At 67.5% G+C, this 21,569-nt stretch carries 22 protein-coding genes; 11 read left to right on the forward strand and 11 right to left on the reverse strand.

Annotation, left to right across the window (positions count from 1 at the left end):
* Nucleotides 1–111 precede the first annotated feature (111 nt).
* The gene (locus AC5P7E_RS15715; protein ID WP_114618952.1) at nt 112–2,223 is read right to left on the reverse strand and encodes a M13 family metallopeptidase; all 2,112 of its coding nucleotides are present in this window, start codon (nt 2,221–2,223) and stop codon (nt 112–114) included.
* 176 nt (nt 2,224–2,399) lie between these two features.
* Between AC5P7E_RS15715 and AC5P7E_RS15720 the strand changes: the two genes are divergently transcribed.
* Nucleotides 2,400–5,462 carry a bifunctional diguanylate cyclase/phosphodiesterase gene (locus AC5P7E_RS15720; RefSeq protein WP_061201496.1) on the forward strand — a complete coding sequence of 1,021 codons (3,063 nt, stop codon included), beginning with the start codon at nt 2,400–2,402 and terminating at the stop codon, nt 5,460–5,462.
* Between the two features lie 94 nt (nt 5,463–5,556).
* On the opposite strand, the gene AC5P7E_RS15725 is transcribed toward AC5P7E_RS15720, so the two are convergent.
* A complete protein-coding gene (locus tag AC5P7E_RS15725; protein ID WP_111193947.1) occupies nt 5,557–6,438 on the reverse strand; it encodes a LysR family transcriptional regulator in 882 nt (293 codons plus the stop codon).
* 96 nt (nt 6,439–6,534) lie between these two features.
* Here AC5P7E_RS15725 and AC5P7E_RS15730 point away from each other — a divergent pair, with 96 nt between their 5' ends.
* The 3 genes from AC5P7E_RS15730 to AC5P7E_RS15740 all read left to right on the forward strand — a co-directional run bounded on the left by AC5P7E_RS15730 (nt 6,535) and on the right by AC5P7E_RS15740 (nt 9,532).
* Complete coding sequence (locus tag AC5P7E_RS15730; protein WP_005407907.1) at nt 6,535–6,945, forward strand: DoxX family protein; 411 nt, start codon at nt 6,535–6,537, stop codon at nt 6,943–6,945.
* 31 nt (nt 6,946–6,976) lie between these two features.
* Nucleotides 6,977–7,765 carry a dioxygenase family protein gene (locus tag AC5P7E_RS15735; protein ID WP_005407908.1) on the forward strand — a complete coding sequence of 263 codons (789 nt, stop codon included), beginning with the start codon at nt 6,977–6,979 and terminating at the stop codon, nt 7,763–7,765.
* A 117-nt stretch (nt 7,766–7,882) separates the two neighbouring features.
* Nucleotides 7,883–9,532: a Na+/H+ antiporter gene (locus AC5P7E_RS15740; protein ID WP_005407909.1), complete on the forward strand. Its 1,650-nt coding sequence runs from the start codon at nt 7,883–7,885 to the stop codon at nt 9,530–9,532.
* Between the two features lie 99 nt (nt 9,533–9,631).
* On the opposite strand, the gene AC5P7E_RS15745 is transcribed toward AC5P7E_RS15740, so the two are convergent.
* Nucleotides 9,632–9,880 carry a DUF3297 family protein gene (locus AC5P7E_RS15745; RefSeq protein ID WP_005415112.1) on the reverse strand — a complete coding sequence of 83 codons (249 nt, stop codon included), beginning with the start codon at nt 9,878–9,880 and terminating at the stop codon, nt 9,632–9,634.
* 90 nt (nt 9,881–9,970) lie between these two features.
* On the opposite strand from AC5P7E_RS15745, the gene AC5P7E_RS15750 reads away from it, so the two are divergent.
* Entirely contained in the window at nt 9,971–10,513 is a 543-nt protein-coding gene (locus AC5P7E_RS15750; protein ID WP_005407911.1) for a DUF6630 family protein, read from the forward strand.
* A gap of 164 nt (nt 10,514–10,677) precedes the next feature.
* Here AC5P7E_RS15750 and AC5P7E_RS15755 read toward each other — a convergent pair whose 3' ends face one another.
* The 5 genes from AC5P7E_RS15755 to msrB form a co-directional block, all read right to left on the reverse strand.
* Complete coding sequence (locus AC5P7E_RS15755; RefSeq protein WP_114618954.1) at nt 10,678–10,953, reverse strand: DUF4031 domain-containing protein; 276 nt, start codon at nt 10,951–10,953, stop codon at nt 10,678–10,680.
* Nucleotides 10,954–10,966: 13 nt separating this feature from the next.
* On the reverse strand, nt 10,967–11,455 hold the full coding sequence (locus tag AC5P7E_RS15760; protein WP_049449770.1) for a hypothetical protein: 489 nt from the start codon (nt 11,453–11,455) through the stop codon (nt 10,967–10,969).
* A 95-nt stretch (nt 11,456–11,550) separates the two neighbouring features.
* Entirely contained in the window at nt 11,551–12,489 is a 939-nt protein-coding gene (motB, locus tag AC5P7E_RS15765) for a flagellar motor protein MotB (protein WP_012479024.1), read from the reverse strand.
* 3 nt (nt 12,490–12,492) lie between these two features.
* On the reverse strand, nt 12,493–13,347 hold the full coding sequence (gene motA, locus AC5P7E_RS15770; protein WP_005407915.1) for a flagellar motor stator protein MotA: 855 nt from the start codon (nt 13,345–13,347) through the stop codon (nt 12,493–12,495).
* Between the two features lie 90 nt (nt 13,348–13,437).
* Nucleotides 13,438–13,905: a peptide-methionine (R)-S-oxide reductase MsrB gene (gene msrB, locus AC5P7E_RS15775; protein ID WP_005407916.1), complete on the reverse strand. Its 468-nt coding sequence runs from the start codon at nt 13,903–13,905 to the stop codon at nt 13,438–13,440.
* A 140-nt stretch (nt 13,906–14,045) separates the two neighbouring features.
* Here msrB and AC5P7E_RS15780 point away from each other — a divergent pair, with 140 nt between their 5' ends.
* Both AC5P7E_RS15780 and AC5P7E_RS15785 read left to right on the forward strand, forming a co-directional pair.
* Entirely contained in the window at nt 14,046–14,423 is a 378-nt protein-coding gene (locus AC5P7E_RS15780) for a hypothetical protein (RefSeq protein WP_044569474.1), read from the forward strand.
* Between the two features lie 144 nt (nt 14,424–14,567).
* Nucleotides 14,568–14,744: a hypothetical protein gene (locus AC5P7E_RS15785; RefSeq protein ID WP_033833709.1), complete on the forward strand. Its 177-nt coding sequence runs from the start codon at nt 14,568–14,570 to the stop codon at nt 14,742–14,744.
* A gap of 109 nt (nt 14,745–14,853) precedes the next feature.
* On the opposite strand, the gene AC5P7E_RS15790 is transcribed toward AC5P7E_RS15785, so the two are convergent.
* On the reverse strand, nt 14,854–15,333 hold the full coding sequence (locus AC5P7E_RS15790; protein WP_005407919.1) for an Lrp/AsnC ligand binding domain-containing protein: 480 nt from the start codon (nt 15,331–15,333) through the stop codon (nt 14,854–14,856).
* A gap of 149 nt (nt 15,334–15,482) precedes the next feature.
* Here AC5P7E_RS15790 and AC5P7E_RS15795 point away from each other — a divergent pair, with 149 nt between their 5' ends.
* Nucleotides 15,483–16,787: a D-amino acid dehydrogenase gene (locus AC5P7E_RS15795; protein WP_114618955.1), complete on the forward strand. Its 1,305-nt coding sequence runs from the start codon at nt 15,483–15,485 to the stop codon at nt 16,785–16,787.
* The gene (alr, locus tag AC5P7E_RS15800; RefSeq protein WP_005412128.1) at nt 16,766–17,833 is read left to right on the forward strand and encodes an alanine racemase; all 1,068 of its coding nucleotides are present in this window, start codon (nt 16,766–16,768) and stop codon (nt 17,831–17,833) included. The genes AC5P7E_RS15795 and alr overlap by 22 nt, the downstream gene beginning before the upstream one ends.
* A 181-nt stretch (nt 17,834–18,014) precedes the next feature.
* On the opposite strand, the gene AC5P7E_RS15805 is transcribed toward alr, so the two are convergent.
* Nucleotides 18,015–18,578, reverse strand: a complete 564-nt coding sequence (locus tag AC5P7E_RS15805) for a DUF3016 domain-containing protein (protein WP_043033923.1) — start codon at nt 18,576–18,578, stop codon at nt 18,015–18,017.
* 244 nt (nt 18,579–18,822) lie between these two features.
* Between AC5P7E_RS15805 and AC5P7E_RS15810 the strand changes: the two genes are divergently transcribed.
* Nucleotides 18,823–20,811, forward strand: a complete 1,989-nt coding sequence (locus AC5P7E_RS15810; protein WP_005407923.1) for a hybrid sensor histidine kinase/response regulator — start codon at nt 18,823–18,825, stop codon at nt 20,809–20,811.
* 43 nt (nt 20,812–20,854) lie between these two features.
* On the forward strand, nt 20,855–21,145 hold the full coding sequence (locus AC5P7E_RS15815) for a DUF3247 family protein (RefSeq protein ID WP_024957100.1): 291 nt from the start codon (nt 20,855–20,857) through the stop codon (nt 21,143–21,145).
* Between the two features lie 82 nt (nt 21,146–21,227).
* On the opposite strand, the gene AC5P7E_RS15820 is transcribed toward AC5P7E_RS15815, so the two are convergent.
* Nucleotides 21,228–21,491 carry a hypothetical protein gene (locus tag AC5P7E_RS15820; RefSeq protein WP_005407925.1) on the reverse strand — a complete coding sequence of 88 codons (264 nt, stop codon included), beginning with the start codon at nt 21,489–21,491 and terminating at the stop codon, nt 21,228–21,230.
* Between the last annotated feature and the right edge of the window lie 78 nt (nt 21,492–21,569).

Raw genomic sequence — 21,569 nt, forward strand, 5'->3', positions numbered from 1 at the left:
TGTAGATATGCCGACCAAGGTTGGCATCCACCCGAGCGGGGCATTTGCCAACCAAGGTTGGCAGCTACCGGAAAATGAAACGGGCGCCTCGCGGCGCCCGTTCCGGTTACATCACCACACCTTGACCCGCTTGTCCGGGGCCAGGTACAGCTTCTGGCCTTCCTTCACCTCGAACGCCGGATACCAGGCGTCGATGTTGCGCACGGTGAGTGCGCGGAACTGGCCTGGCGCATGCACATCGGTCAGCAGCGAGTTGCGCAGCGCCTGCTCGCGGCTCTTGCTGCGCCACGCCTGGGCGAAGCCCAGGAAGAAGCGCTGGTCCGGCGTGAAGCCTTCCAGGGTCTGGCCCGGCTTGCCCTGCAGCGACAGCTGGTAGGCATCGTAGGCAGTGCCCAGGCCGGCCACGTCGGCGATGTTCTCGCCCAGGGTCAGCTTGCCATTCACATGCACGCCCGGGAACGGCTCGTAGCTGCTGAACTGCGCGGCCAGCGCATCACCGGCGGCGTTGAACTGCTTCAGGTCCTCGGCGGTCCACCAGTTGTGCAGCTTGCCGGTCTCGTCGAACAGCGCGCCGGCGTTGTCGAAGCCGTGGCTGATCTCATGGCCGATCACCGCGCCGATCGCACCATAGTTCACCGCGTCGTCGGCGGCACCATCGAAGAACGGCGGCTGCAGGATCGCGGCCGGGAACACCAGGCGGTTTTCCAGCGGCACGTTCATCGCATTGATGGTCTGCGGCAGCATCGCCCACTCACTGTGGTCGACCGGCTTGCCCAGCTTGGCGATGTTGCGCTGGTATTCGAACAGCTCGGCGCGCTGTGCGTTGCCGAGCGCGTCATCGCGGCGGATCTCCAGGCCGGTGTAATCACGCCACTTCTCCGGGTAGCCCATCCCCACGGTCAGGCCGGCGACCTTGGCCTTGGCATGCGCCTTGGTCTGCGGCGACATCCACGACAGTGCGTCAATGCGCTTGGCGAAGGCGGCGATGATGTTCTTCGCCATTTCGTCCGCACGCTCCTTGGTCCTGGCGTCGAAGTGCTTCTCGACATAGCGCTTGCCGATGGCCTCGCCGACAGCATGGTTGGCATCATCCACGGCGCGCTTCCAGCGGTCGCTCTGCTGCGGCGTGCCGCTCAGCGCGGTGCCATGGAAGGCGAAGCGGGCGTCGGCGAACTTCTTCGGCAGGTAGGCGGCGGCACGGTCCAGTGCGTGGAAGGCCAGGTAGTCCTTCCACACCTCCAGCGGTTCGGTGGCGACCAGCCTGGACAGGCCGGCCACGGCCTTGGGCTGCCACACGATGAAGTCCTGCTGCTCGCCCAGCGCGGCCGCATCAAGGAAGGCGTTCCAGTCCATGCCCGGTGCCTTGGCGTTGAAATCGGCCTGGGTCCACGGATTGGCACCCTTGGTCACGTCGTTGGTTTCTTCCTGGGTGGCATGCGCCTGCGCGATCTTCGTCTCCAGCGCAAGGATGCGCTGTGCCTTGCCGGCCGGGTCGGCCACGCCGGCCAGCTGCAGCATCTGCGCGATGTAGCCCTGGTACTGCTTGCGCAGTTCGGCCATGCGGCCGCCGCCCAGGTAGAAGTCGCGGTCGGGCATGCCCAGGCCGCCCTGCACGAGGTACGGCGCGGTGCGGTCCGGCTGCAGCATGTCGACCGAGACCCACAGGCCGAACAGGCGGTCGGTGTAGAAGTTGGTGGCATTGAGCAGGTCGACGTCGGCGCGCATCTCGCCGCCGAGGGCACGTGCCAGGCCGGCCTTGTCGGCGATGGTCTCGATGGCCTTCAGCTGCGGCTGCACCGGGGCGATGCCGTGCTGCTCGATGCCGGCTTCGTCCATGTAGGCGGCGTAGTAGTCGCCGATCAGCTTGTCGTCACCGCTGGCCTGCGCATTGCCGGCCGCACCCTCGAGGATGGCGCGGGTGTCGGCCAGGGTCTTTTCAGCGATGACGTTGAAGCTGCCGAAGCGCGAACGGTCGGCCGGAATCTCGGTGTTCTTCACCCAGGTGCCGTTGGCGAAGCCGAAGAAGTCATCGCCGGCCGCGATGCTGCGGTCCATGCCGCTGGCATCGAAGCCGAAGCTGCCCAGCATCGGCTTGGCGGCAGCGGGTGCAGCCTCGGCGGGCCTGGCGGTGCCAGCGGCCGGATCGGCCGGACGGTCGCAGGCAGCCAGGGACAGGCTGGCAACGATGGCCAGTGCCAGGGTGGGACGGCGCAGCTTGGACATGGACTTCTCTTGCAGCGGAAAACCCCAAGTCTAATCCGCCGCAGCCCGGCTGGCCGTCCCTGTGGCTGGCCGGTCCTGTGCAGGATCTGGCTGAACGCGCTGAAGCGATCTTCACGCCGTCACCGGGGTGGTGCATGCTGGGCCCTGGAGCCCTGCGCGGACACGGGGAGGTGGCCATGCAGGACGGGGTCAGGCGTCAAGAATGGCGTCCGCCGGCCGTTGAGGTCGGGGATGTGGAGGATTCGTTCGCGCATGAAGCCAGCCGACTGCACAAGGAAGATCGACCGATGCCCGCGTTGAAGCGGGCGTTGGCCCGTCCGTTGCGCGCCATCACCTGGGGCGGCGTGCTGCTGGGCCTGTTGCTGGTGGCCGGATTGGCCACCATGCTGGCCAACGACCATCACCGCCGCCTGGAGGCCGCGCAGCGGCAGAGCCGTGCGCTGGCGGTGGGGAGCGAGCGCCTGCTGGCGCTGGAACTGCGCAATCTGGAGCGGGCGATGACCGGCATCGCCGGCGATGCCGGTGAGTTGTTCCGCAGCGTGCCGTCACAGGCCCCGGTACTGCTGGATGCGGCCATCGGTGGCGTGCTGCGCCGCCACGCTGAACTGCACAGCATCGTGGTGCTGGACCGCCACGGGCGCGCGCTGACCGCCGGGCGCGGCGACCTGCAGCTGCCGCTGTGGACCGACCCGCTGCGCCGGGGGCAGGGCAGTGCCCTGTACATCGGCCCGCCGCAGCGGGCCAGCGATGGCGACTGGGTGGTGCCGCTGGCACTGCCGATGGCCGGTGAACGCTGGCTGTTGGCGCGGCTGCGCTGTGGTGAACTGCAGCGCATCGCCGGCGGCCTGGATGTTGGTCCCAACGGGCTGGTCTCGATCACCGACGCCGAGGGTTACATGCTGGCGCGCGTGCCCGATCCGCATGGCACGGTCGGTCGCCGCTACGACCTGCCGCGGCGTGACCTGCTCGGCAAGCAGGCGGTGGTCGAGCTCGGCAGCCTGCCCGGCGTGGTCGATGGTGTGCCGCGCATCACGACCATCAGTACGCTCGACCGCAGCCCGCTGGCGGTGCAGATCGGCCTGGCCGATGAGGACGTGCTGGCACCCTGGTGGCCGTACCTGCAGGCATCGGTGGCGATCGTGCTGGCCTACATCGTGGTGCTGCTGGTGCTGCTGTATGCGGTGCGCCGCAGTACCCGCAGCCAGCAGGCGATGGCCGAGGAACTGAAGGCGGGCCATGCCGAGCTGCGTCTGGCCCATCAGGTCGGGCGTGTCTGCACGTGGTACGTGGATGAGGACGCCGCGCTGCTGCGCTGGTCCCCCCTGGCGCGCGAGATCTTCGGCGTGCAGACCGATGCGCTGCCGGTAGCCGACTTCTTCGCTCGCGTGCATCGCGATGATGCCGCGCGCCTGCAGCAGGCTTTCGACCAGGCCTTTGCCGGCGGCGCAGTGCTCGACCAGGTGTTCCGCCTGGTGCTGCCCGGTGGTGAAGTGCGCTGGGTGGGCGCGCGCGGACAGCGGGTGGAGGTGGCCGACAGCGAACGACGCATGATCGGCGCGTTGACCGACCTGAGCGAACGCTACCAGGCGCGCGAGCAGATGAGCGAAGTGGAACGCCGCTTCCGCCTGCTGTTCGACCGCAACCCGGCGCCATTCTGGGTGTTCGACCCGGACACGCTGCGCTTCATCGAGGTCAATGACGCGGCGGTGCGCCAGTACGGCTACAGCCGCGAGGAGTTCCTGGCGATGAGCATCCTCGACATCCGCCCGCGCGAAGGCTGGGACGAGGTGCGTGGTGCCATCCAGCGCGCGCAGGTGGGCGATCCCCCCGACGCAACCGTGCGCCTGCACCGGCGCAAGGACGGCAGTGTGTTCGAGGTGCGCGCACACCTGTCCAAACTCGATTTCGACGGACAGCCCGCGTGCCTGGTGCTGGCCGAGGATGTGAGCGAACGGCTGGCCTACGAGCGCGACCTGGCCTACCAGGCACGGCACAACCCGGCCACCGGCCTGCTCAACGTGCGTGCATTGACCGACCAGCTGGATGAGCAGGGCGAGGGCTATACCATCGCCTTCGTGCAACTGCGCGGACTGCAGCTGGTGGCCGATACGCTGGGCCGTGAGATCGGTGATGCCGTGCTGCAGTCGATGGCGACCCGCCTGGGCGGGTTGGGCGCACGCTGCGGCACGCTGGCGTTCCAGCCGGCGGAGGACTTCGTGTTCGCCATCGGTTCGGAGCACGATACCCAGCGCGTGCTGGACGACCTGCTGCAGATCGTGTCGGCGCCGATGCGTGGCAAGGATTCACTGCACCAGTTCGAGCCGCGCATCGGCGTGGCGGTGCATGTGGCCGGTGACGGCCACAGCGCCGAACAGGTGATCGGCATGGCCGCGCAGGCGGCGCACGCGGCGCGTGCTGAGGGCAACGTGGTGGTCTGGTTCGACGCAGCGGTGACCACGCGGCTGGCCGACCGGTTGCGCCTGGCCGGGCGCATCCATGCGGCCATCGACAACGAGTTCCAGCTGTACTTCCAGCCGATCCGGCATGCCAGCGATGGCAGCCCGGCGGCATTGGAGGCATTGCTGCGCTGGCCGCAGGCTGATGGCAGCTTCATTCCGCCCAATGAGTTCATCCAGCTGTGCGAGGACACCGGGCTGATCCTGGCACTTGGCCGCTGGGTGATCCGAGCGGCAGCGAAGGCGCAGCGGCGGTTGGTCGAGGCCGGGTGGGGCGAGCTGCCGATTGCGGTCAACGTCTCGGCCGTGCAGTTCTTCAACAGCGACCTGGTGGCCGAGTTCACCCGCGCCCAGCAGGAGTTCGGGTTGGCGCGGGGTGCGCTGCATGTGGAACTGACCGAGAGCAGCCTGATGCGCAAGCCGGGGCAGGCGATGCAGACCATGCAGCGCCTGCACGAGCAGGGCATCAGCGTGTCGCTGGATGACTTCGGCACCGGCTATTCCAGCATGTCCTACCTGCAGCACCTGCCGCTGGACATCCTGAAGATCGACCGCAGCTTCGTGGCGGACGTGGAAACCAATCCACGCAACGCCTCGATCTGCCGCGCACTGCTGTCGCTGGGCCACAGCATGGGCCTGACCATCATCGCCGAAGGCGTGGAGACGCCGGGACAGCTGGACTGGCTGGCTGCGCACGGCTGTGACCAGGTGCAGGGCTACCTGCTGGGACGGCCGGCACCGCTGGAACGGATCATCGACGCGCTGGATGAGGTCGCCGCCTAAGTGGTAGTGCCGGCCGCTGGCCGGCATTCGCCCAGGACCGGGAGGTGTCTGATTGCCGGCCAGCGGCCGGCACTACGGCAAACGCCAGGCTCGGCTACACCCCGGCCTCCACCAGGTGGTCGATGAAGCTGCGCACCTTCGGTGCCAGGTGGCTGCGGCTGGTGTAGACCGCGAAGATGCCGATCGGCGCGGCCTCCCACTCGGGCAGGACGCGCACCAGACGGCCATCGGCCAGTGCGTCTTCCAGCAGGAAGTCCGGTTGCAGGATCACGCCCATGCCGGCGATCGCCGCTTCGCGCAGCACGTCGCCGTTGTTGGCGTGCAGCAGGCTGCTTACCGAGACCTTCACTTCGCCGCCCGGTCCCTGCAGTGGCCAATGGTCGCCAGCGGCCCAGTAGCTGTAGCTCAGGCATGCGTGTGCCTGCAGCTCCTGCGGGGTCTGCGGGGTGCCGTGTGCGGCCAGGTAGGCCGGCGCGGCGCACAGGCTCACCCGCGATTCGCCCAGGCGACGTGCGATCAGCGTGGGACCGGGCTCGCGGGTGATGCGGATGGCCACGTCGTAGCCTTCCTCGACCATGTCCACCAGCCGGTCGGACAGCGCCAGGTCCAACTCCACCTGCGGGAAGCGCTGGCGATAACTGGCTAGCAGCGGGCCGAGGCGGGCAATGCCCCAGCTCACCGGTGCGTTGATGCGCAGCGTGCCCGAGGGCTCCAGCGCCTGCGCGCCGATACTGGCCTCCAGCGCGTCGAATTCGGCCAGCAGGCGCACGCACTGGGCGTAGTAGGCGGCGCCGGCACTGGTCGGGCTGACCCGGCGCGTGGTGCGGTGGAGCAGGCGGGTGGACAGGCGCTTTTCCAGCGCCGCGACCTGGCGCGTGACGCCGGCGGTGGACATGTCCAGGGCCTGGGCGGCGGCACTGAAGCCGTTGCGCTCGACCACCGCCACGAACACGCGCATCGCCTCGAGGGTGTCCATTGTTGCGCCTTGTGAAATAAATACGGTCAAACGATCGTATTTATCGGCCAGTGAAGGCGCAATAACCTGTGCCCACTCCCTTCAAGGTGCCTTCCGATGCACACCACGACCGCTCCTGTTTCGCCGCTGGCGCCGTATGGCGCCACCCTGCTGCGCCTGGCTCTGGGCGTGCTGTTCCTGGTCCACGCACTGACCAAGCTGCTGGTGTTCACCCCGGCCGGTACGGCGGCGTTCTTCGAGTCTCTGGGCCTGCCCGGTGTGCTCGGCTACCTCACCATCGGCGTCGAACTGGTGATCACCGTCGCGCTGCTGCTGGGCATCTACGCACGCTGGGTGGGCCTGGTCGGCGTGCCACTGCTGCTGGGCACCATCGTCACCGTGCACGGCGCCAACGGCTTCGGTTTCGCCAATGCCGGCGGCGGCTGGGAATACCCGGCGTTCTGGGCATTGGCGCTGGTGGTGCTGTTCCTGCTCGGCGATGGCAAGTGGACCCTGCGTTCGCGCTGATCGCCGCCTGATCCTGCAACTGGAGAATTCCATGTCCCGCCTGCCTTCGCTGTACATCTCCCATGGTTCGCCGATGACTGCCCTGCAGCCGGGCCAGGTTGGCGTGCGCCTGGCCGAGCTGGCGCGCGATCTGCCGACGCCGCGCGCCATCGTGATGGCTTCGGCGCACTGGCTGGGCCGGCAGCCGCTGGTTGGCGCGCATCCACAGCCGCCGACCATCCACGACTTCGGTGGCTTCCCGCGCGCGCTGTTCGAACTGCAGTACCCGGCACCGGGTGATCCGGCACTGGCCGAAGAAGTGGCCGGCCGCATCGCCGCCGCAGGCCTGCCAGTGGCCATCGACCCGCAGCGTGGCCTCGACCACGGCGCGTGGGTACCGCTGCGGCTGTTGCGCCCTCAGGCGGACATCCCGGTGGTGCCGGTGTCGATCCAGCCGCTGCTCGGCCCCGAGCATCAGTTCGCGCTGGGCCGTGCGCTGGCGCCGCTGCGCGAACAGGGCGTGCTGCTGGTCGGCTCCGGCAGCATCACCCACAACCTGCACGACTGGGGCGACTACCAGGACGGCAAGGAAGCGCCGTACGTGCGGCCCTTCATCGAATGGGTGGAGCAGCGCCTGGCCGCTGATGACCGCCAGGCCCTGCTGGATTACCGCCGGCAGGCGCCGTTCGCCGAACGCGCGCACCCGACCGACGAGCACCTGCTGCCGCTGTTCTTTGCAATGGGCGCGGCCGGCGAGGGCGGTTTCGGTGCGCGCCGCATCGATGCAGGCATCGATGCCGGCTTCCTCGCCATGGATCTGTACCGCTTCGACGGGGCATGAGCCGGGGCTGACGCGCGGCGGCCCCGGCCGTCGCGGCCATGGCCGCATGTGGTAGTTTTTTCCGGGTTTCCGGCGCTGGCCTCCAAGCCTCCCCACGCGCCGCTTCCTGGAAGAAGCATGCATACCATTGAAGTCGTCCTGGCGATGCTGGTGGCCGTTGTCGCCAGCGGCTACCTGGTTCGCGTCCTGCCGTTCTCGTTGCCGCTGCCGCTGGTGCAGATCGGCCTGGGTGCGGTCATCGCCGGGGTGTTCAACCGTGGCCACGCGCTGGAGCCGGAAGTGTTCTTCCTGCTGTTCCTGCCGCCACTGCTGTTCCTCGATGGCTGGCGCATCCCCAAGCAGGGCCTGTTCCGCGACAAGGGCGCGATCCTCGAACTGGCGTTCGGCCTGGTGGTGTTCACCGTCATCGGCGCCGGCTTCCTGATCCACTGGTTGATTCCGGTGATGCCGCTGGCGGTGTGCTTCGCGCTGGCGGCCATCGTCTCGCCGACCGACCCGGTGGCGGTGGGCGCGATCGCTTCGAAGGCGCCGATTCCCAAGCGCCTGATGCACATCCTGGAAGGCGAGTCGCTGCTGAACGATGCCTCGGGCCTGGTCTGCTTCCGCTTCGCGGTGGCGGCGGTGATGACCGGCACCTTCTCGCTGGCCACGGCCTCGCTGACCTTCGTGTGGGTGGCGGTGGCGGGATTGGCGGTGGGCGTGGCGGTGACGCTGGGTGTGTCCACCTTCCAGCGCTGGCTGTGGCGCCGCTTCGGCGAAGAGCCCGGCGCGGCGATGCTGGTCAACCTGCTCATTCCGTTCGCGGCCTACCTGCTGGCCGAAGAGATCCATGCCTCGGGCATCCTCGCCGCGGTCGCCGCCGGTATCGCGATGAGCTATGTCGAGCTGACCGGTCGCGTCTCCGGCAGCATGCGCGTGCAGCGCGCCGGGGTCTGGAACATGCTGCAGTTCAGCTTCAACGGCATCATGTTCGTGCTGCTGGGCGAGCAGCTGCCGGGCATCGTCGAACGCGCCACCACCACCATGAACGAGACCGGCCACCAGAGTGCGTGGTGGCTGCTGGTGTATGTGGTGGTGATCAATCTGGCACTGGTCGTGCTGCGCCTGTTGTGGGTGTGGTTGTCGCTGCGCTGGAACCTGCTGCGCGCGCGCCGTCGCGGCCTGGAGCGGGGCGAGGCACCGAACTGGCGCATCGTGGTGGCGACCTCGGTGGCCGGCGTGCGCGGTGCGATCACCCTGGCCGGTGTGTTGACCCTGCCGCTGTTCCTGCCCGACGGCAGTGCGTTCCCGGCGCGTGACCTGGTGATCTTCCTGGCCGCATCGGTGATCCTGTTCTCGCTGCTGGGCGCCAGCATCGCGCTGCCACAGCTGCTGAAGGGCCTGCAGCTGCCGGCTGACTCGGGCGAGCGCAAGGAAGAGGACCTGGCACGCCGGCTGTCGTCGAAGGCCGCGCTGGCCGGGGTCGAGCGCATGCGCCAGCAGCTGGTGATGAACCAGAACACCGAGAACGTGCAGCTCTACAACGACGCCGCCTCGCGGGTGAGCCTGCTCTACCAGCGGCACCTGGAGCGCGACAGTGATGGGCCCGACGTTGACCCGGAGAAGGTACGGCGCATGGAAATGGGCTACCGCCAGCTGCGCAGCGCCGGCCTCAATGCCGAGCGCGAGGAGCTGTTCCGGTTGACCCGGCGCGGGGTGATCTCCGATGAGATCTCGCGGCGCCTGATCCGCAACCTGGACCTGCTGGAATCGCGCAAGCGCGAATGACCGTGTACCCCGGGTGGGTGCGGACCTCGGTCCGCGTTGATCGGGGTCAGATCCCTTTCCGCAGGAAAGGGATCTGACCCCAGGATCCGGGAGCCGTGCTTATTCCGGCTTCTGGTCCAGGAAATACACCTCGACCTTGCCCTTGACCTTGATGGTCATCGGGTTGCCGCGGCGGTCGCGGGCCTTGCCGGCCTGCACGCGGATCCAGCCTTCGCTGACCGAGTATTCCTCGACGTTGTCACGCTCGACGTCGTTGAAACGCACGCCGACGCCGCGCTCCAGCGCCTGCGCATCATGGAAGGGGCTGGCCGGGTTGATCGCCAGGTGGTCGGGAGGGGTATCGCTCATCGCTTCATTCACAGTGACGGCCACCAAGGCCGGCTTCAGCGGCACAGGATAAACCGTAGAATGCCGGCCTGCCCCAGAGGAAGTTCCGCCATGCCCGACAACAGCGACTATTTCGACTTCGAGGAAGACATCCACGACTTCGACGAAGATGGCTTCGAGGCACGGGTCTGGAACCTGCTGGTGCTGATCAACCCGGGCGACGAGGAACTGGCCCTGCAGCAGTTCAACCGCTGGCGCGAGCACCTGGCCGAGGACGGGCAGCCGCTGGAAGCGGACAGCGACTGGCTGCCGGCCCTGTTCACGGCCATCGCCTGGCAGTCCGGTTTCGAGGTGGAACGCGACGACCTGGAATCGCTGCAGTCGGCGGTGAACGAGCTGTCGGCGCGTTTCAACCTGCAGCTGGACTGGGGCGGCGACCTGGATGACGAGGACTTCGCCGAAGACCTGGACGGCGTGCAGCTGATGTCCACCGCCTTCGACCGCCTGCGCGAGCACAACTACACGCTGTGGAGCGTGGATGCCGGCAGCGACGGCTTCACCGGCGTGATGGCGCTGACCCGCGACGACGACGCAATGCTGGCGCTGTGCTCGCTGCTGAACGTGGAAATCCGGCTGGGCAGCGACCCGTTCTGAGCGATGGGCCGATCCGCCCGGCACGACCCGACGGGGTAGAGTCGACCGCTGGTCGACCATCGCGCGCAGCGCGGGGTTCTCGCGGCCGGATGGGAGAGCAGTCGACTGACAGTCGACTCTACCCGGTCGGTGCCGGTTGGTGTCCGGCGAACCCGCGACGTGGCCTACGGCCGGTACTGCGCCTTGGCGTTGGCAATCACCGCTTTGACAAGGTCACGGTCGGTGTGCCGTGAGATCGCCCGCGCACCGAGCGCGATCGCCTGTGCGCGCAGCTCGGAAGTGACATCGTAGTGGGCACCGCTGGCCTTGTTCTGGAAGGCCCGCGGGGGAATGCCGAGCTGCGCCGCCATCGCGTGCAGCTCGGCCAGGGTGTCGGCCATCAGGTGCGCCCAGCGCTGTCCGCGCCAGGGATGCACCGCGTCATCGACGTAGACCGTCACCGCCGCGGCCGGTTCAGGCCTGCGGCTTGCTGTCGCTGTCAGCGGCCGGAGCGGCCTCGGCAGCGGCTTCTTCGGCCACGTTGCCCTCGGCGGCTTCGCCTTCCTCGCCTTCAGCAGCGTCGACGCCTTCGAACTCGGCAACCAGCTTGTCCAGGTACTCGTCGGCGGTCTGCTCGGATTCGGCCGCCAGGGTGTCCAGCAGCTTCTGCAGCAGTTCGGAGTACTCCAGGTTGACCTTGCGGCCTTCCTTCTCCTGCACGTTGGACAGGTGCTTGAGCATGGCCAGCATCGGTACCGGGTTCTCGGCGTTGCCCATGGTCTGGCCGCCAATGGCCAGCAGCCACTCACGGCCCTGCAGGCCGATGGCCGCGACCACCTGGCCGTCTTCGTTGGTCAGCACGGCATGGTTCTGCACCTGCTGCTGGGCGTTCAGGCGCAGGAACGGGCGCTTGGCCTGCTGCTTCTTGCGCTTGTCGCGCTTGGCCTTGGAGTTCTGGGACATGGGGTGGGATCACCTGGAAACGGAAAGACCGCCATTGTAGCGGGTGCGCCGGGTGATGCCCCTGGTGGGTGCGGACCAAGGTCCGCACCCACCGTCTACTTTGCCTCGCCCTGCGCGGCCTGCACGTCCGGGTCGGCGGTGGGCGCCGACAGCCCCACCTGCGGGCCGGCACCGGCCAGGGCGGCCTCCTCGGCGGCCTTGGTCATCACCACGATGCTGATGCGGCGGTTGATCGGGTTCTGCGGGTCGGTCTTGTCGAACAGCACCGACGAGGACAGGCCGACCACACGGGTGATCTTGCTGTCCTCCAGGCCGCCGTCCACCAGTGCGCGCCGTGCGGCGTTGGCACGATCGGCGCTCAGTTCCCAGTTGCCATAGCCGCGTGCGGCCGAATAGGCGGTGATGTCGGTGTGGCCGGTCAGGCTGATCCGGTTCGGCACATGGTTCAGGTACTCGGCCAGTTCGTGCAGGATCTGCTGCGTGTACGGCTTCAGCGTGGCGCTGCCAAGGTCGAACATGGGCCGGTTCTGCTTGTCCACGATCTGGATGCGCAGGCCTTCCGGGGTCAGGTCCAGCAGCAGCTGGTCCTTGAACGGCTCCAGCGCCTGGCTCCTGCTGATCGCCTCCTGCAGCTCCTTCATCAGCGCTTCCAGCTGCTGCTTGTCGCGCTGCTGCTGGTCCACCGGCTGCGGCACGGCCTCCTTCTGGTTCTGGAAGGGATCGTTGCTGTTGCCGCGCGAGATGTCGGTGGCACCGCCCAGCTTGATCATCGAGGTGCTGGCGCCGCCCGGGCCGGCCATGCCGGGCGCCGGCGTGGCGTTCTGCCCACTCAGCGGGCTGGGGTTGCGGAAGTACTCGGAAATGGCCGCACGGTCGTTCTTGTTGGTGGTGGCCATCAGCCACAGCACCAGGAAGAACGCCATCATCGCGGTCACGAAGTCGGCGTAGGCCACCTTCCACGAGCCGCCGTGGTGGGCGGCGTGGCCGGCCTTCTTGACCCGGCGAACGATGACGGTGGGCTTGTTCTCGGCCATGGCTTACTTGACCGTCTTCAGGTGCTGCTCGAAATCGGAGAAGGCCGGGCGCACGTTCGACGGCAGCGTCTTGCGGGCAAATTCCAGCGCGATCTTCGGGTTGTAGCCGCGCAGGCAGGCCAGCAGGGCGGTCTTGACCGATTCGTAGATGCGGCTGTCCTGTTCGGCGCGGGCTTCCATCGCCGCCGCCATCGGGCCGACGAAGCCGTAGCCCAGCAGGATGCCGAGGAAGGTACCGACCAGCGCACCGGCCACATGGCCGCCCACTTCGACGATATCGCCGCCGATCGAGCCCATGGTGATGACGATGCCCAGCACCGCCGCCACGATGCCGAAACCGGGCAATCCGTCGGCGACCTTGGTCAGCACCTGCGACGGCGCCATGGCTTCGGCGTGATGCTTTTCCAGCTCCAGTTCCAGCAGCGGTTCCAGCTCGTGCGGCTCGATGTTGCTGCCGATCATCAGGCGCAGGCAGTCGGTGATGAAGTCGATCAGGTGGTGGTCGGCCTGCACCTTGGGGTAGTTGCCGAACAGGGCGCTCTCGGCTGGGCGCTCGACATGGTCTTCCAGCGCCATGAAGCCTTCGCGGCGCGCCTTGTTGAGCAGTTCATAGAGCAGGCTGAGCACATCGATGTAGTCCTGCTGCTTGTAGCGCGGGCCCTTGAACACGCCCACCATGGCCTGCAGGGTCTGCTTGACGGTCTTGGCCGGGGTACCGACCAGGAAGGCGCCGAGCGCGGCGCCGCCGATGATGACCAGCTCGTAGGGCTGCCAGAGGGCACCCAGGCGGCCGTGGGCACCGAGGTAGCCCCCGATCACGCTGATGATGACGACCAGGAATCCAACGATGATGAGCATGGGGCGACGCAAGGAGAGGGGATATCTCCTTGTCGGCCCGTCGCCCGGTTTTCTGAAGAGGGAATTCTGTGAAATCGGTCAGCGGGTATTTCAGCCCGCCATGCCGGCCTCGGCACCGCCACGCTGCAGTGGATCGGGCCACGGCTCACCATTGCCAGTGAATGAAAGTGAGACGGAATTCAGGCAGTGACGCTCGTAGGTGGGCGGCGGACCGTCCGGGAATACGTGGCCGAGGTGGCTGCCGCAGCGCGCGCAGGTGATCTCGGTGCGCACCATGCCGTGGCTGGTATCGCGGATCTCGCGCACGTGCGCCGGATCGAACGGAGCAAAGAAGCTGGGCCAGCCGGTGCCGGAATCGAACTTGGTGCTGGAGCGGAACAACGGCAGCGCGCACAGCCGGCAGCAGTAGACGCCCTCGCGTTTGTTGTCGAGGAATACCCCGCAGAACGGCGCTTCGGTGCCGTGCTGCAGCAGCACGCGGCGCTCCTCGCTGCTGAGGCCGGCGACCAGCGCCTCGGTCTGGGTGGCAGTGGGGGGCGTCAGATCGAAGGCGGTCATGGCGGCGCTCCGTGGGGTCGATGGCCTGGGGATGCCGGAAAACGTGGGGGTGCTGGCGCCCGCTTGCAAGTGTGATGGCCGTTCATGGGCGGCACACAGGCGCTGGCGCATGGTGAATGCGAACCACGCCGGAGCGTGCCATGAAATCGACCCTTTCCCTGCTGTTGATGGCCCTGCTGCCCTTGGTCGCGCAGGCCCAGGTACCGACATCGTCGAGCCCGACCGCCACCCGTAGTGCGACCACCGTGGCACCGCAGCCGGTGGTGCCGCCACCACAGGCCGCGCGCCCGCAGCCGCAGGTACTGCCCTCGCCACAGCCGACGCAGCCGATCAAGTCCACCGGTCCGGCCCAGGTCGCGCCGGCGCCGGTCCCGAAGCCGGCCGACAAGGTCTATGACCGCAATGGCCGCATCGTTCCCGGGGTGCGCCCGGCCGGCCCGAACCGCGTGTTCGACTCGCGCACCGGCCGCTATTACGACAGCGTGCCGGCCGGCGATGGCCAGCAGATCAAGCGCTGACCTCCAATGCCAATCCAGGTGGGCAGCGGCTGCGGGCTGTGCGGGCTGAACGCGCGAAAACAACCTGCTGCAGATCACTGCTTTTTCGCCTGCGATTAACCGTTCCGGGACCAACGTGACCGTGCGCCGGCATTTCGCCGCCGCATGTCCTTTGTCCACTGGATCGCGATCATGAAAAACCAGCAGAACCGTCATCCCGGCAAGGAACCGCAGGGCCGCAACCCGCAGCAGCAACAGCAACAGCAGATGGACCCGCAGCAGCCGCACAAGGGCGGCAAGCAGCAGGAACAGCGCTCGCAGAAACATCCACAGCAGCGTTGACTGTTGCCATGACCGGGGTCAGAGCCCGCTGCGCGGGATCCGACCCCTTGCCGAATCCCGACCGGGGTCGGATCCCGCAACGCGGGCTCTGACCCCGATCGCAACCGCGTCAATCCGGAATCGGCAAGCTCAGCGTTTCCTTCACTTCTTCCATCACGATGTAGCTTTTCGACTCGCGCACGTGCGGCAGTGTCAGCAACGTGCTGCCGAGCAGCTTGCGGTAGGAGGCCATTTCGCTGATCCGCGCTTTCAGCAGGTAATCGAAGTCGCCCGACACCAGATGGCACTCCAGCACGTTGGGCAGCTTCAGCGCCGCGCGCCGGAACTCCTCGAAAATGTCGCCGGACTTGTAGGCCAGGCTGATTTCCACGAACACCAGGAGGCTGGCCTTCACTGCGGCCGGGTCGAGGTGGGCGTGGTAGCCGGTTATGACCCCTTCGCGCTCCAACCGGCGCACACGCTCGGTGCACGGCGTGGTCGACAGGCCGACCCGCTCGCCCAGTTCGGTGAAGGAAATACGGCCCTCGGCCTGCAGGATGCGCAGGATCTTGCGGTCGATCTTGTCCAGTTCGCGGGTACGGGTGGCCATGGTCGTCAACCTTGGGGAATGAATTGCAGGAGAACATCCTGCCGGTTGATTTCAAAACAGGCAAATCAACTGGGAATGGCTGTCTATACTTCCCCAATTATGGTCCCTGTGCGCTCCAGTGCAGGGAATGATCGGGTTGGAGAAGTCCCATGCGAGTCCTAGTTCTCGGCAGCGGCGTGATCGGTACCACCAGTGCCTGGTACCTGCGACAGGCCGGGTTTGAAGTCACGGTCATCGACCGCCAACCCGGCCCGGCGCTGGAAACCAGCTTCGCCAATGCCGGCCAGCTGTCATTCGGCTACACCTCGCCGTGGGCGGCCCCGGGCGTGCCGAAGAAGGCCATCGGCTGGCTGTTCGAGAAGCACGCGCCGCTGGCGATCAAACCAGGCATGGACCTGGCCCAGTACCGCTGGCTGTGGCAGATGCTGCGCAACTGCAGCCACGAGCGTTATGCGATCAACAAGGCGCGCATGGTGCGCATGTCCGAGTACAGCCGCGACTGCCTGAACGAGCTGCGCGCGCAGATCGGCATCGAATTCGAAGGCCGCGACCTGGGCACCACCCAGCTGTTCCGCACCCAGCAGCAGCTGGATGCCTCGGCGCAGGACATCGAGATCCTGGCCCAGTACGGCGTGCCGTACGAGGTGCTGGACCGCGCCGGCATCATCCAGGCGGAACCGGCCCTGGCGCATGTCGATGGCCTGGTCGGCGCGCTGCGCCTGCCGCGTGACCAGACCGGCGACTGCCAGCTGTTCACCCGTCGCCTGGCGCAGATGTGCGTGGATGCCGGTGTCGAGTTCCGCTTCGACCAGGACATCACCGGCCTGGAGTTCGATGGCGACCGCATCACCGGCGTGCGCATCGACGGCAAGCTGGAAACCGCCGACCGCTTCGTGGTCGCGCTCGGCAGCTATTCGCCGGCGCTGGTCGCACCGTTGGGCATGCGCCTGCCGGTGTACCCGCTGAAGGGCTATTCGCTGACCCTGCCGATCACCGACCCGGCGATGGCGCCGACCTCGACCATCCTCGACGAGAGCTACAAGGTGGCGGTCACCCGCTTCGACGACCGCATCCGCGTCGGTGGCATGGCCGAAGTGGCCGGCTTCGACCTGTCGCTGTCGCAGCGCCGCCGCGAGACCCTGGAGCTGGTGGTCAGCGCCCTCTACCCGAAGGGCGGCGACCTGTCGCGCGCGCAGTTCTGGACCGGCCTGCGCCCGGCCACGCCGGACGGTACGCCGGTGATCGGCGCCACGCCGTTCCGCAACCTGTACCTCAACACCGGCCACGGCACCCTGGGCTGGACCATGGCCTGCGGCTCGGGCCGCTACCTGGCTGACCTGATGAGCGCGCGCCAGCCGCAGATCAGCACCGAAGGCCTGGATATTTTCCGCTACGGCCAGTACGGTCACGCGCCGCAACAAGAGAACCGCACATGCGTCCTGCCCGCGCGCTGATCGATCTGGGCGCCCTGCGCAGCAATTACCGGCTCGCCCGTGAACTGGGCGGTGGCAAGGCCCTGGCGATCATCAAGGCCGATGCCTATGGGCATGGCGCGGTGCGCTGTGCGCAGGCGCTGGAAGGCGAGGCCGATGGCTTCGGCGTGGCCACCATCGAAGAGGCGCTGGAACTGCGCCAGGCCGGCATCCGTGCGCCGATCCTGCTGCTGGAAGGCATCTTCGAACCCAGCGACATGGCGTTGGTGGCCGAACATGATTTCTGGTTCGCCGTGGGTTCGCCGTGGCAGCTGGAGGCCGTCGCCGCCTTCGACAGCCCGCGCCCGTTGACGGTGTGGCTGAAGCTGGACAGCGGCATGCATCGCCTCGGCCTGGACGTGGACAGCTTCCGCGCGGCGCACGCGCGCCTGTCAGCGCTGCCGCAGGTCGAGCGCATCGTGCTGATGACCCACCTGGCGCGCGCCGACGAGCTGGACAGCGAACGCACCCACGAGCAGGCGGCGACCTTCGCGCGCGCCATCGACGGCCTGCACGGCGAGACCAGCGTGTGCAATTCGCCGGCGCTGCTGGGCTGGCCGGACGTGCGCAGCGACTGGGTGCGCCCGGGCCTGATGCTGTATGGCGCAAACCCGCTGCCGGACGACACCACGCTGACCGAGCGCCTGCGCCCGGTGATGACGATGCAGTCGAAAGTGATCGCCGAACGCTGGATCGAAGCGGGTGAGCCGGTGGGTTATGGCGCGCGCTTCGTGGCCAAGGCGCGCACCCGCGTGGGTGTGGTTGCACTGGGCTATGCCGACGGTTATCCGCAGTTCGCCCCGAATGGCACGCCGGTATTGATCGATGGCCAGCCCGGCGCACTGATCGGGCGCGTGTCGATGGACATGCTGACGGTGGACCTGACGGCGCATCCGCAGGCCGCGGTGGGCAGCGTGGTGGAACTGTGGGGCAGTGCGCCGACGTTGGCGGAACTGGCGCCGCGCTGCGGCGTGAGCGCGTACCAGCTGCCGTGCGCGGTCAAGCGCGTGGCGAAGGTATACGTGTAGCGCCGAGCCCACGCTCGGCTTCGGTGGCGGCCGACCTCGGTCGGCGCCCTGTAATGCGTGTCGACCAGGGTCGACACCTACCGGGGGGGCTGGCACGCAGCGGTCGCCCTGCGCGGCTCCGGTAGCGGCCGACCTTGGTCGGCTAATGCGTGTCGACCAGGGTCGACACCTGCCGAGGGGCCTAGCGCGCAGCGGTGGCCTGGCTGGCCAGCTGGCGCTTCACCCAGTCATCAATCAGGCGCTTCTCGTAGCGCAGCGGATCGCTGTTGGTCAGCAACCCACTGCCCTGCAGGTAGCCGGAGTCGCTCAGGCGGGCGTCGCCTTCGCTCACAATACGGCCGTCGGCGTCCTTCAACGTGTACTGCAGGGTGATGCGGGGCGGGTAGATATCACGCATCACGCGGATGTCGCGCGCACGCGGGCCGTGCCACGGCTCGTAGTCACCGGCACGCTTGATGTCCACCAGGGTGACATCGAGGGTCTGCCCAGGCTGCAGCGGCTTGGCAGCGGTGGTCTGCAGGTAGCGGGCCAGCTGCTGTACCCAGTCACCGCGTTCGGCCTCGAAGCGGTTGGTGCTCTGGCGGATCTCGGTGAACGTGGCCGGATCCTCCCATTTCACGCTGACCGGGCCATTGGCCTGCAACGCACGCGGCGCGTCCGTACCGGTTACGTTGCGCGCTGCAGCGTTGGCGCCGCTCACCACCAGGGCGCCTGCCAGCAGGGCAATCACGAGTGCGCGTTTCATGACGGTCTCCTGCGTCCCCGCGCTGGGGACGATGTTGATCACGGATCGAGTGTGATCCTGTGGCCGGGTCACTGCAATGGCCGGCTGCGGCGTATGCAAGGGGGGTTACCGCCAATTCATCGTCGTCAACCCTGACTGACGGCGCTTGACGCTGTGAATACGCTCTCTGGAACATGCTGTGTCTCCAATCCGGCCCGTCCAGACGCCCTTGTCCACACTGCCGCCCCTAGTGGAGCGCCCACCGATGATGGTGCCGGCGCCCGAACCCGACCTGCATCATGGCGTGCTTGAGCGCATCAACGCCGGTTTCTGCGTGATCCAGGTGCTGTTCGAAGGCGACCGCGCGGTGGACTATCGTTTCATCGAGGTCAACGACGCCTTCGAGCGCCATACCGGCCTGAAGGACGCACGCGGTCAGCGCATGAGTGCGTTGGAACCGAACCACGAGGAAGACTGGTTCCGCATCTACGGTGAAGTGGCCCGCAGTGGTCGCCCCGCCCAGTTCGAGATGGAAGCGCGCGCCCTGGGCCGCTCGTTCGCGGTTGATGCGGTGCGCGTTGGTCGTCCGGGCGAAGACAAGGTCGGCATCCTGTTCTTCGACATCACCGCGCGCAAGCAGATGGAAGTGGAGCTGGGCGAAAGCGAAGCCCGCTTCAGCGCACTGGCCGATGGCCTGCCGATGCCGGTATGGGTGCTCGACGAGCGCGGCCACGCCCGCTTCGTCAACAGCGCCTTCAGCGAGTTTTTCGGTGGCGACGAAACGCGCGTTCCGGAAGATGTCTGGCGCGGCCTGGTACATCCAGACGATGCGTCCGTATTCGAGTACGAGCTGCAGGAAGCATTGAAGGCGCAGCGTTCGATGCATGCGCTGGTACGTGCGCGGCGCGCCGACGGCCAGTGGCGCTGGCTGGAGATGAACGCGCGCCCGCGCTTCTCGCGCATGGGCCGCTTCATCGGCCTGGCTGGCAGCAGCCCGGACGTGACCGAGCGCCGCGAGATCGAACTGGCACGCGAGGAACTGCTGCAGTCCGAACGCGCCGCGCGCAGCGCCGCCGAGAACATGGCGCGGCTGAAGGACGAGTTCCTGGCCACGCTGTCGCACGAGCTGCGCACGCCGCTGACCACCATCCTCGGTTGGAGCGAGCTGCTGCTGCAGCGCGTGGACAACACCAGCCCGCTGTACAAGGGCCTGAACGTGATCGCCAACAGCGCCGGTGCGCAGAAGCGGCTGATCTCGGACATGCTCGACCTCAGCAGCATGCTGCTGGGCAAGGTACAGCTGGAGGTGGAAGTGCTGGACCTGCGCACGCTGCTTGGCGAAGCCATCGGCGCGCAGGAACTGGTGGCCGAAGGCAAGGCGCTGGACGTGCACCTGCAGCTGCCCGAGCAGCCCAGCCTGGTATTGGGCGATGCCACGCGCCTGCAGCAGGTGTTCTGGAACCTGCTCTCGAATGCGATCAAGTTCACCCCGGCCGAGGGCCGCATCGACGTTCAGCTGCAGGCCGACGGCACCCACTGGGTGATTACGGTGCGCGATACCGGCGATGGCATCGCACCGGAGTTCCTCAACCACCTGTTCAGCCGCTTCCGCCAGGCCGATGGCACCACCACGCGCCGCCATGGCGGCCTCGGCCTGGGCCTGGCGATCGTGCAGCAGCTGGTCGAACTGCACGGCGGCACCGTCGCCGCCGCCAGCGAAGGCCATGGCCACGGCGCCACGTTCACCGTGCGCCTGCCCCAGCACCTGCCGGATGCCGAGCGCCGGCCGCTGCGCGAAGTCATCAGCGGGCCGATCCTGGAGCCGGTGATCGTCGAACCGTATCCGCTGCGGGGCATGCATGTGCTGGCGGTGGAAGACCAGCCGGAGGTGCTGGAGTACCTGCGGCGCATGCTGGAAGAGCAGGGCGCCAGCGTGTCGGCGGCCAGCTCGGCCGGCGAGGCACTGGCACTGCTGGCCGACACCGGCCATCTGCAGTACCACGTGATGCTGACCGACATCGGCATGCCGGGTATGGATGGCTATGGGCTGGTGCGAACCTTGCGCGAGGACATGGGCGTGGACGCGGCAACCTTGCCTGCGGTGGCGGTGACTGCACTGGCGCGTGCCGATGACCGCCGCCGCGCGCTGGCGTCGGGCTTCCAGGAGCATGTCGCCAAGCCGTACTCGGTGGCGCAGCTGGTGGCTGCCGTACGCAAGGTGCAGGTGCCGCGCGCGGACAGCGCGCTGCACTGAACATTCACGGCCGATCGGCGACCCTACAATCAGGAGGTCGCCGATGTCCCGTATAGCTCCACGTATCCACACCGATCCGGCGCAGATCGCGCGCCTGGAAGCCCTGCTGCCGCAGCTGGATGGCGAAACGCAGGTGGAACTGATTCTGCACGATGGCCGCCGCCTGCTCGGCACGGTGGCCGTGAGGCCAACCGTGCAGCAATACCGCAACGTCGCTGGTGATGAAGGCAGCAACGGCCAGCTGCGCCTGGATGACTACGACACGCCGGTGCAGCAGCACCATGTGTGGCTGGATGAAATCGCCAGCATCCGCAGGTTGCCGCCGAGGGTTTGACGGCAACCTGCCGGGCCCATCCCCGCTTGGCGTGGATCTACCAGAGGTTGCAGTAGAGCCACGCCATGCGTGGCTGCTGCGCTCAGTGCTCGAACAGGGTCGGCGTCGCCTCGAACCGGCGTGCATACGCCCGCTCCTCCGCAACCCTCGCCACCTCGTCATCGGCCAGGTCCGGCGCGCCATACACCGCATAGGCCACGCTGCCGTCGGCACCATGACCGACCTGGTGCAGCCGGTAGCGCGAGTGGCCGCCGCCGGTGTCCTCGGGGTAATGCACGGGCGGATGGCTGCCTTCCAGGTCCATTTCACTGTTGTCGACCACGCCACCGACGAACAAGGCTCGCATGCAGGTTCTCCTGGGTTTCCGGGGGAGCCTCTACCCTGAACGTTCCAATGTTGCTGGCAGATCAAGGCCCCGTTCGGG

It is taken from the genome of Stenotrophomonas sp. YJH_SMC_25, assembly GCF_059369595.1.

What these genes read in the sequence shown, in the direction of transcription:
- AC5P7E_RS15715 (WP_114618952.1), bottom strand. Translation starts at nt 2,223, where the DNA reads ATGTCCAAGCTGCGCCGTCCCACCCTGGCACTGGCCATCGTTGCCAGC.
- AC5P7E_RS15720 (WP_061201496.1), top strand. Translation starts at nt 2,400, where the DNA reads ATGCAGGACGGGGTCAGGCGTCAAGAATGGCGTCCGCCGGCCGTTGAG.
- AC5P7E_RS15725 (WP_111193947.1), bottom strand. Translation starts at nt 6,438, where the DNA reads ATGGACACCCTCGAGGCGATGCGCGTGTTCGTGGCGGTGGTCGAGCGC.
- AC5P7E_RS15730 (WP_005407907.1), top strand. Translation starts at nt 6,535, where the DNA reads ATGCACACCACGACCGCTCCTGTTTCGCCGCTGGCGCCGTATGGCGCC.
- AC5P7E_RS15735 (WP_005407908.1), top strand. Translation starts at nt 6,977, where the DNA reads ATGTCCCGCCTGCCTTCGCTGTACATCTCCCATGGTTCGCCGATGACT.
- AC5P7E_RS15740 (WP_005407909.1), top strand. Translation starts at nt 7,883, where the DNA reads ATGCATACCATTGAAGTCGTCCTGGCGATGCTGGTGGCCGTTGTCGCC.
- AC5P7E_RS15745 (WP_005415112.1), bottom strand. Translation starts at nt 9,880, where the DNA reads ATGAGCGATACCCCTCCCGACCACCTGGCGATCAACCCGGCCAGCCCC.
- AC5P7E_RS15750 (WP_005407911.1), top strand. Translation starts at nt 9,971, where the DNA reads ATGCCCGACAACAGCGACTATTTCGACTTCGAGGAAGACATCCACGAC.
- AC5P7E_RS15760 (WP_049449770.1), bottom strand. Translation starts at nt 11,455, where the DNA reads ATGTCCCAGAACTCCAAGGCCAAGCGCGACAAGCGCAAGAAGCAGCAG.
- motB (WP_012479024.1), bottom strand. Translation starts at nt 12,489, where the DNA reads ATGGCCGAGAACAAGCCCACCGTCATCGTTCGCCGGGTCAAGAAGGCC.
- motA (WP_005407915.1), bottom strand. Translation starts at nt 13,347, where the DNA reads ATGCTCATCATCGTTGGATTCCTGGTCGTCATCATCAGCGTGATCGGG.
- msrB (WP_005407916.1), bottom strand. Translation starts at nt 13,905, where the DNA reads ATGACCGCCTTCGATCTGACGCCCCCCACTGCCACCCAGACCGAGGCG.
- AC5P7E_RS15780 (WP_044569474.1), top strand. Translation starts at nt 14,046, where the DNA reads ATGAAATCGACCCTTTCCCTGCTGTTGATGGCCCTGCTGCCCTTGGTC.
- AC5P7E_RS15785 (WP_033833709.1), top strand. Translation starts at nt 14,568, where the DNA reads ATGTCCTTTGTCCACTGGATCGCGATCATGAAAAACCAGCAGAACCGT.
- AC5P7E_RS15790 (WP_005407919.1), bottom strand. Translation starts at nt 15,333, where the DNA reads ATGGCCACCCGTACCCGCGAACTGGACAAGATCGACCGCAAGATCCTG.
- AC5P7E_RS15795 (WP_114618955.1), top strand. Translation starts at nt 15,483, where the DNA reads ATGCGAGTCCTAGTTCTCGGCAGCGGCGTGATCGGTACCACCAGTGCC.
- alr (WP_005412128.1), top strand. Translation starts at nt 16,766, where the DNA reads ATGCGTCCTGCCCGCGCGCTGATCGATCTGGGCGCCCTGCGCAGCAAT.
- AC5P7E_RS15805 (WP_043033923.1), bottom strand. Translation starts at nt 18,578, where the DNA reads ATGAAACGCGCACTCGTGATTGCCCTGCTGGCAGGCGCCCTGGTGGTG.
- AC5P7E_RS15810 (WP_005407923.1), top strand. Translation starts at nt 18,823, where the DNA reads ATGATGGTGCCGGCGCCCGAACCCGACCTGCATCATGGCGTGCTTGAG.
- AC5P7E_RS15815 (WP_024957100.1), top strand. Translation starts at nt 20,855, where the DNA reads ATGTCCCGTATAGCTCCACGTATCCACACCGATCCGGCGCAGATCGCG.
- AC5P7E_RS15820 (WP_005407925.1), bottom strand. Translation starts at nt 21,491, where the DNA reads ATGCGAGCCTTGTTCGTCGGTGGCGTGGTCGACAACAGTGAAATGGAC.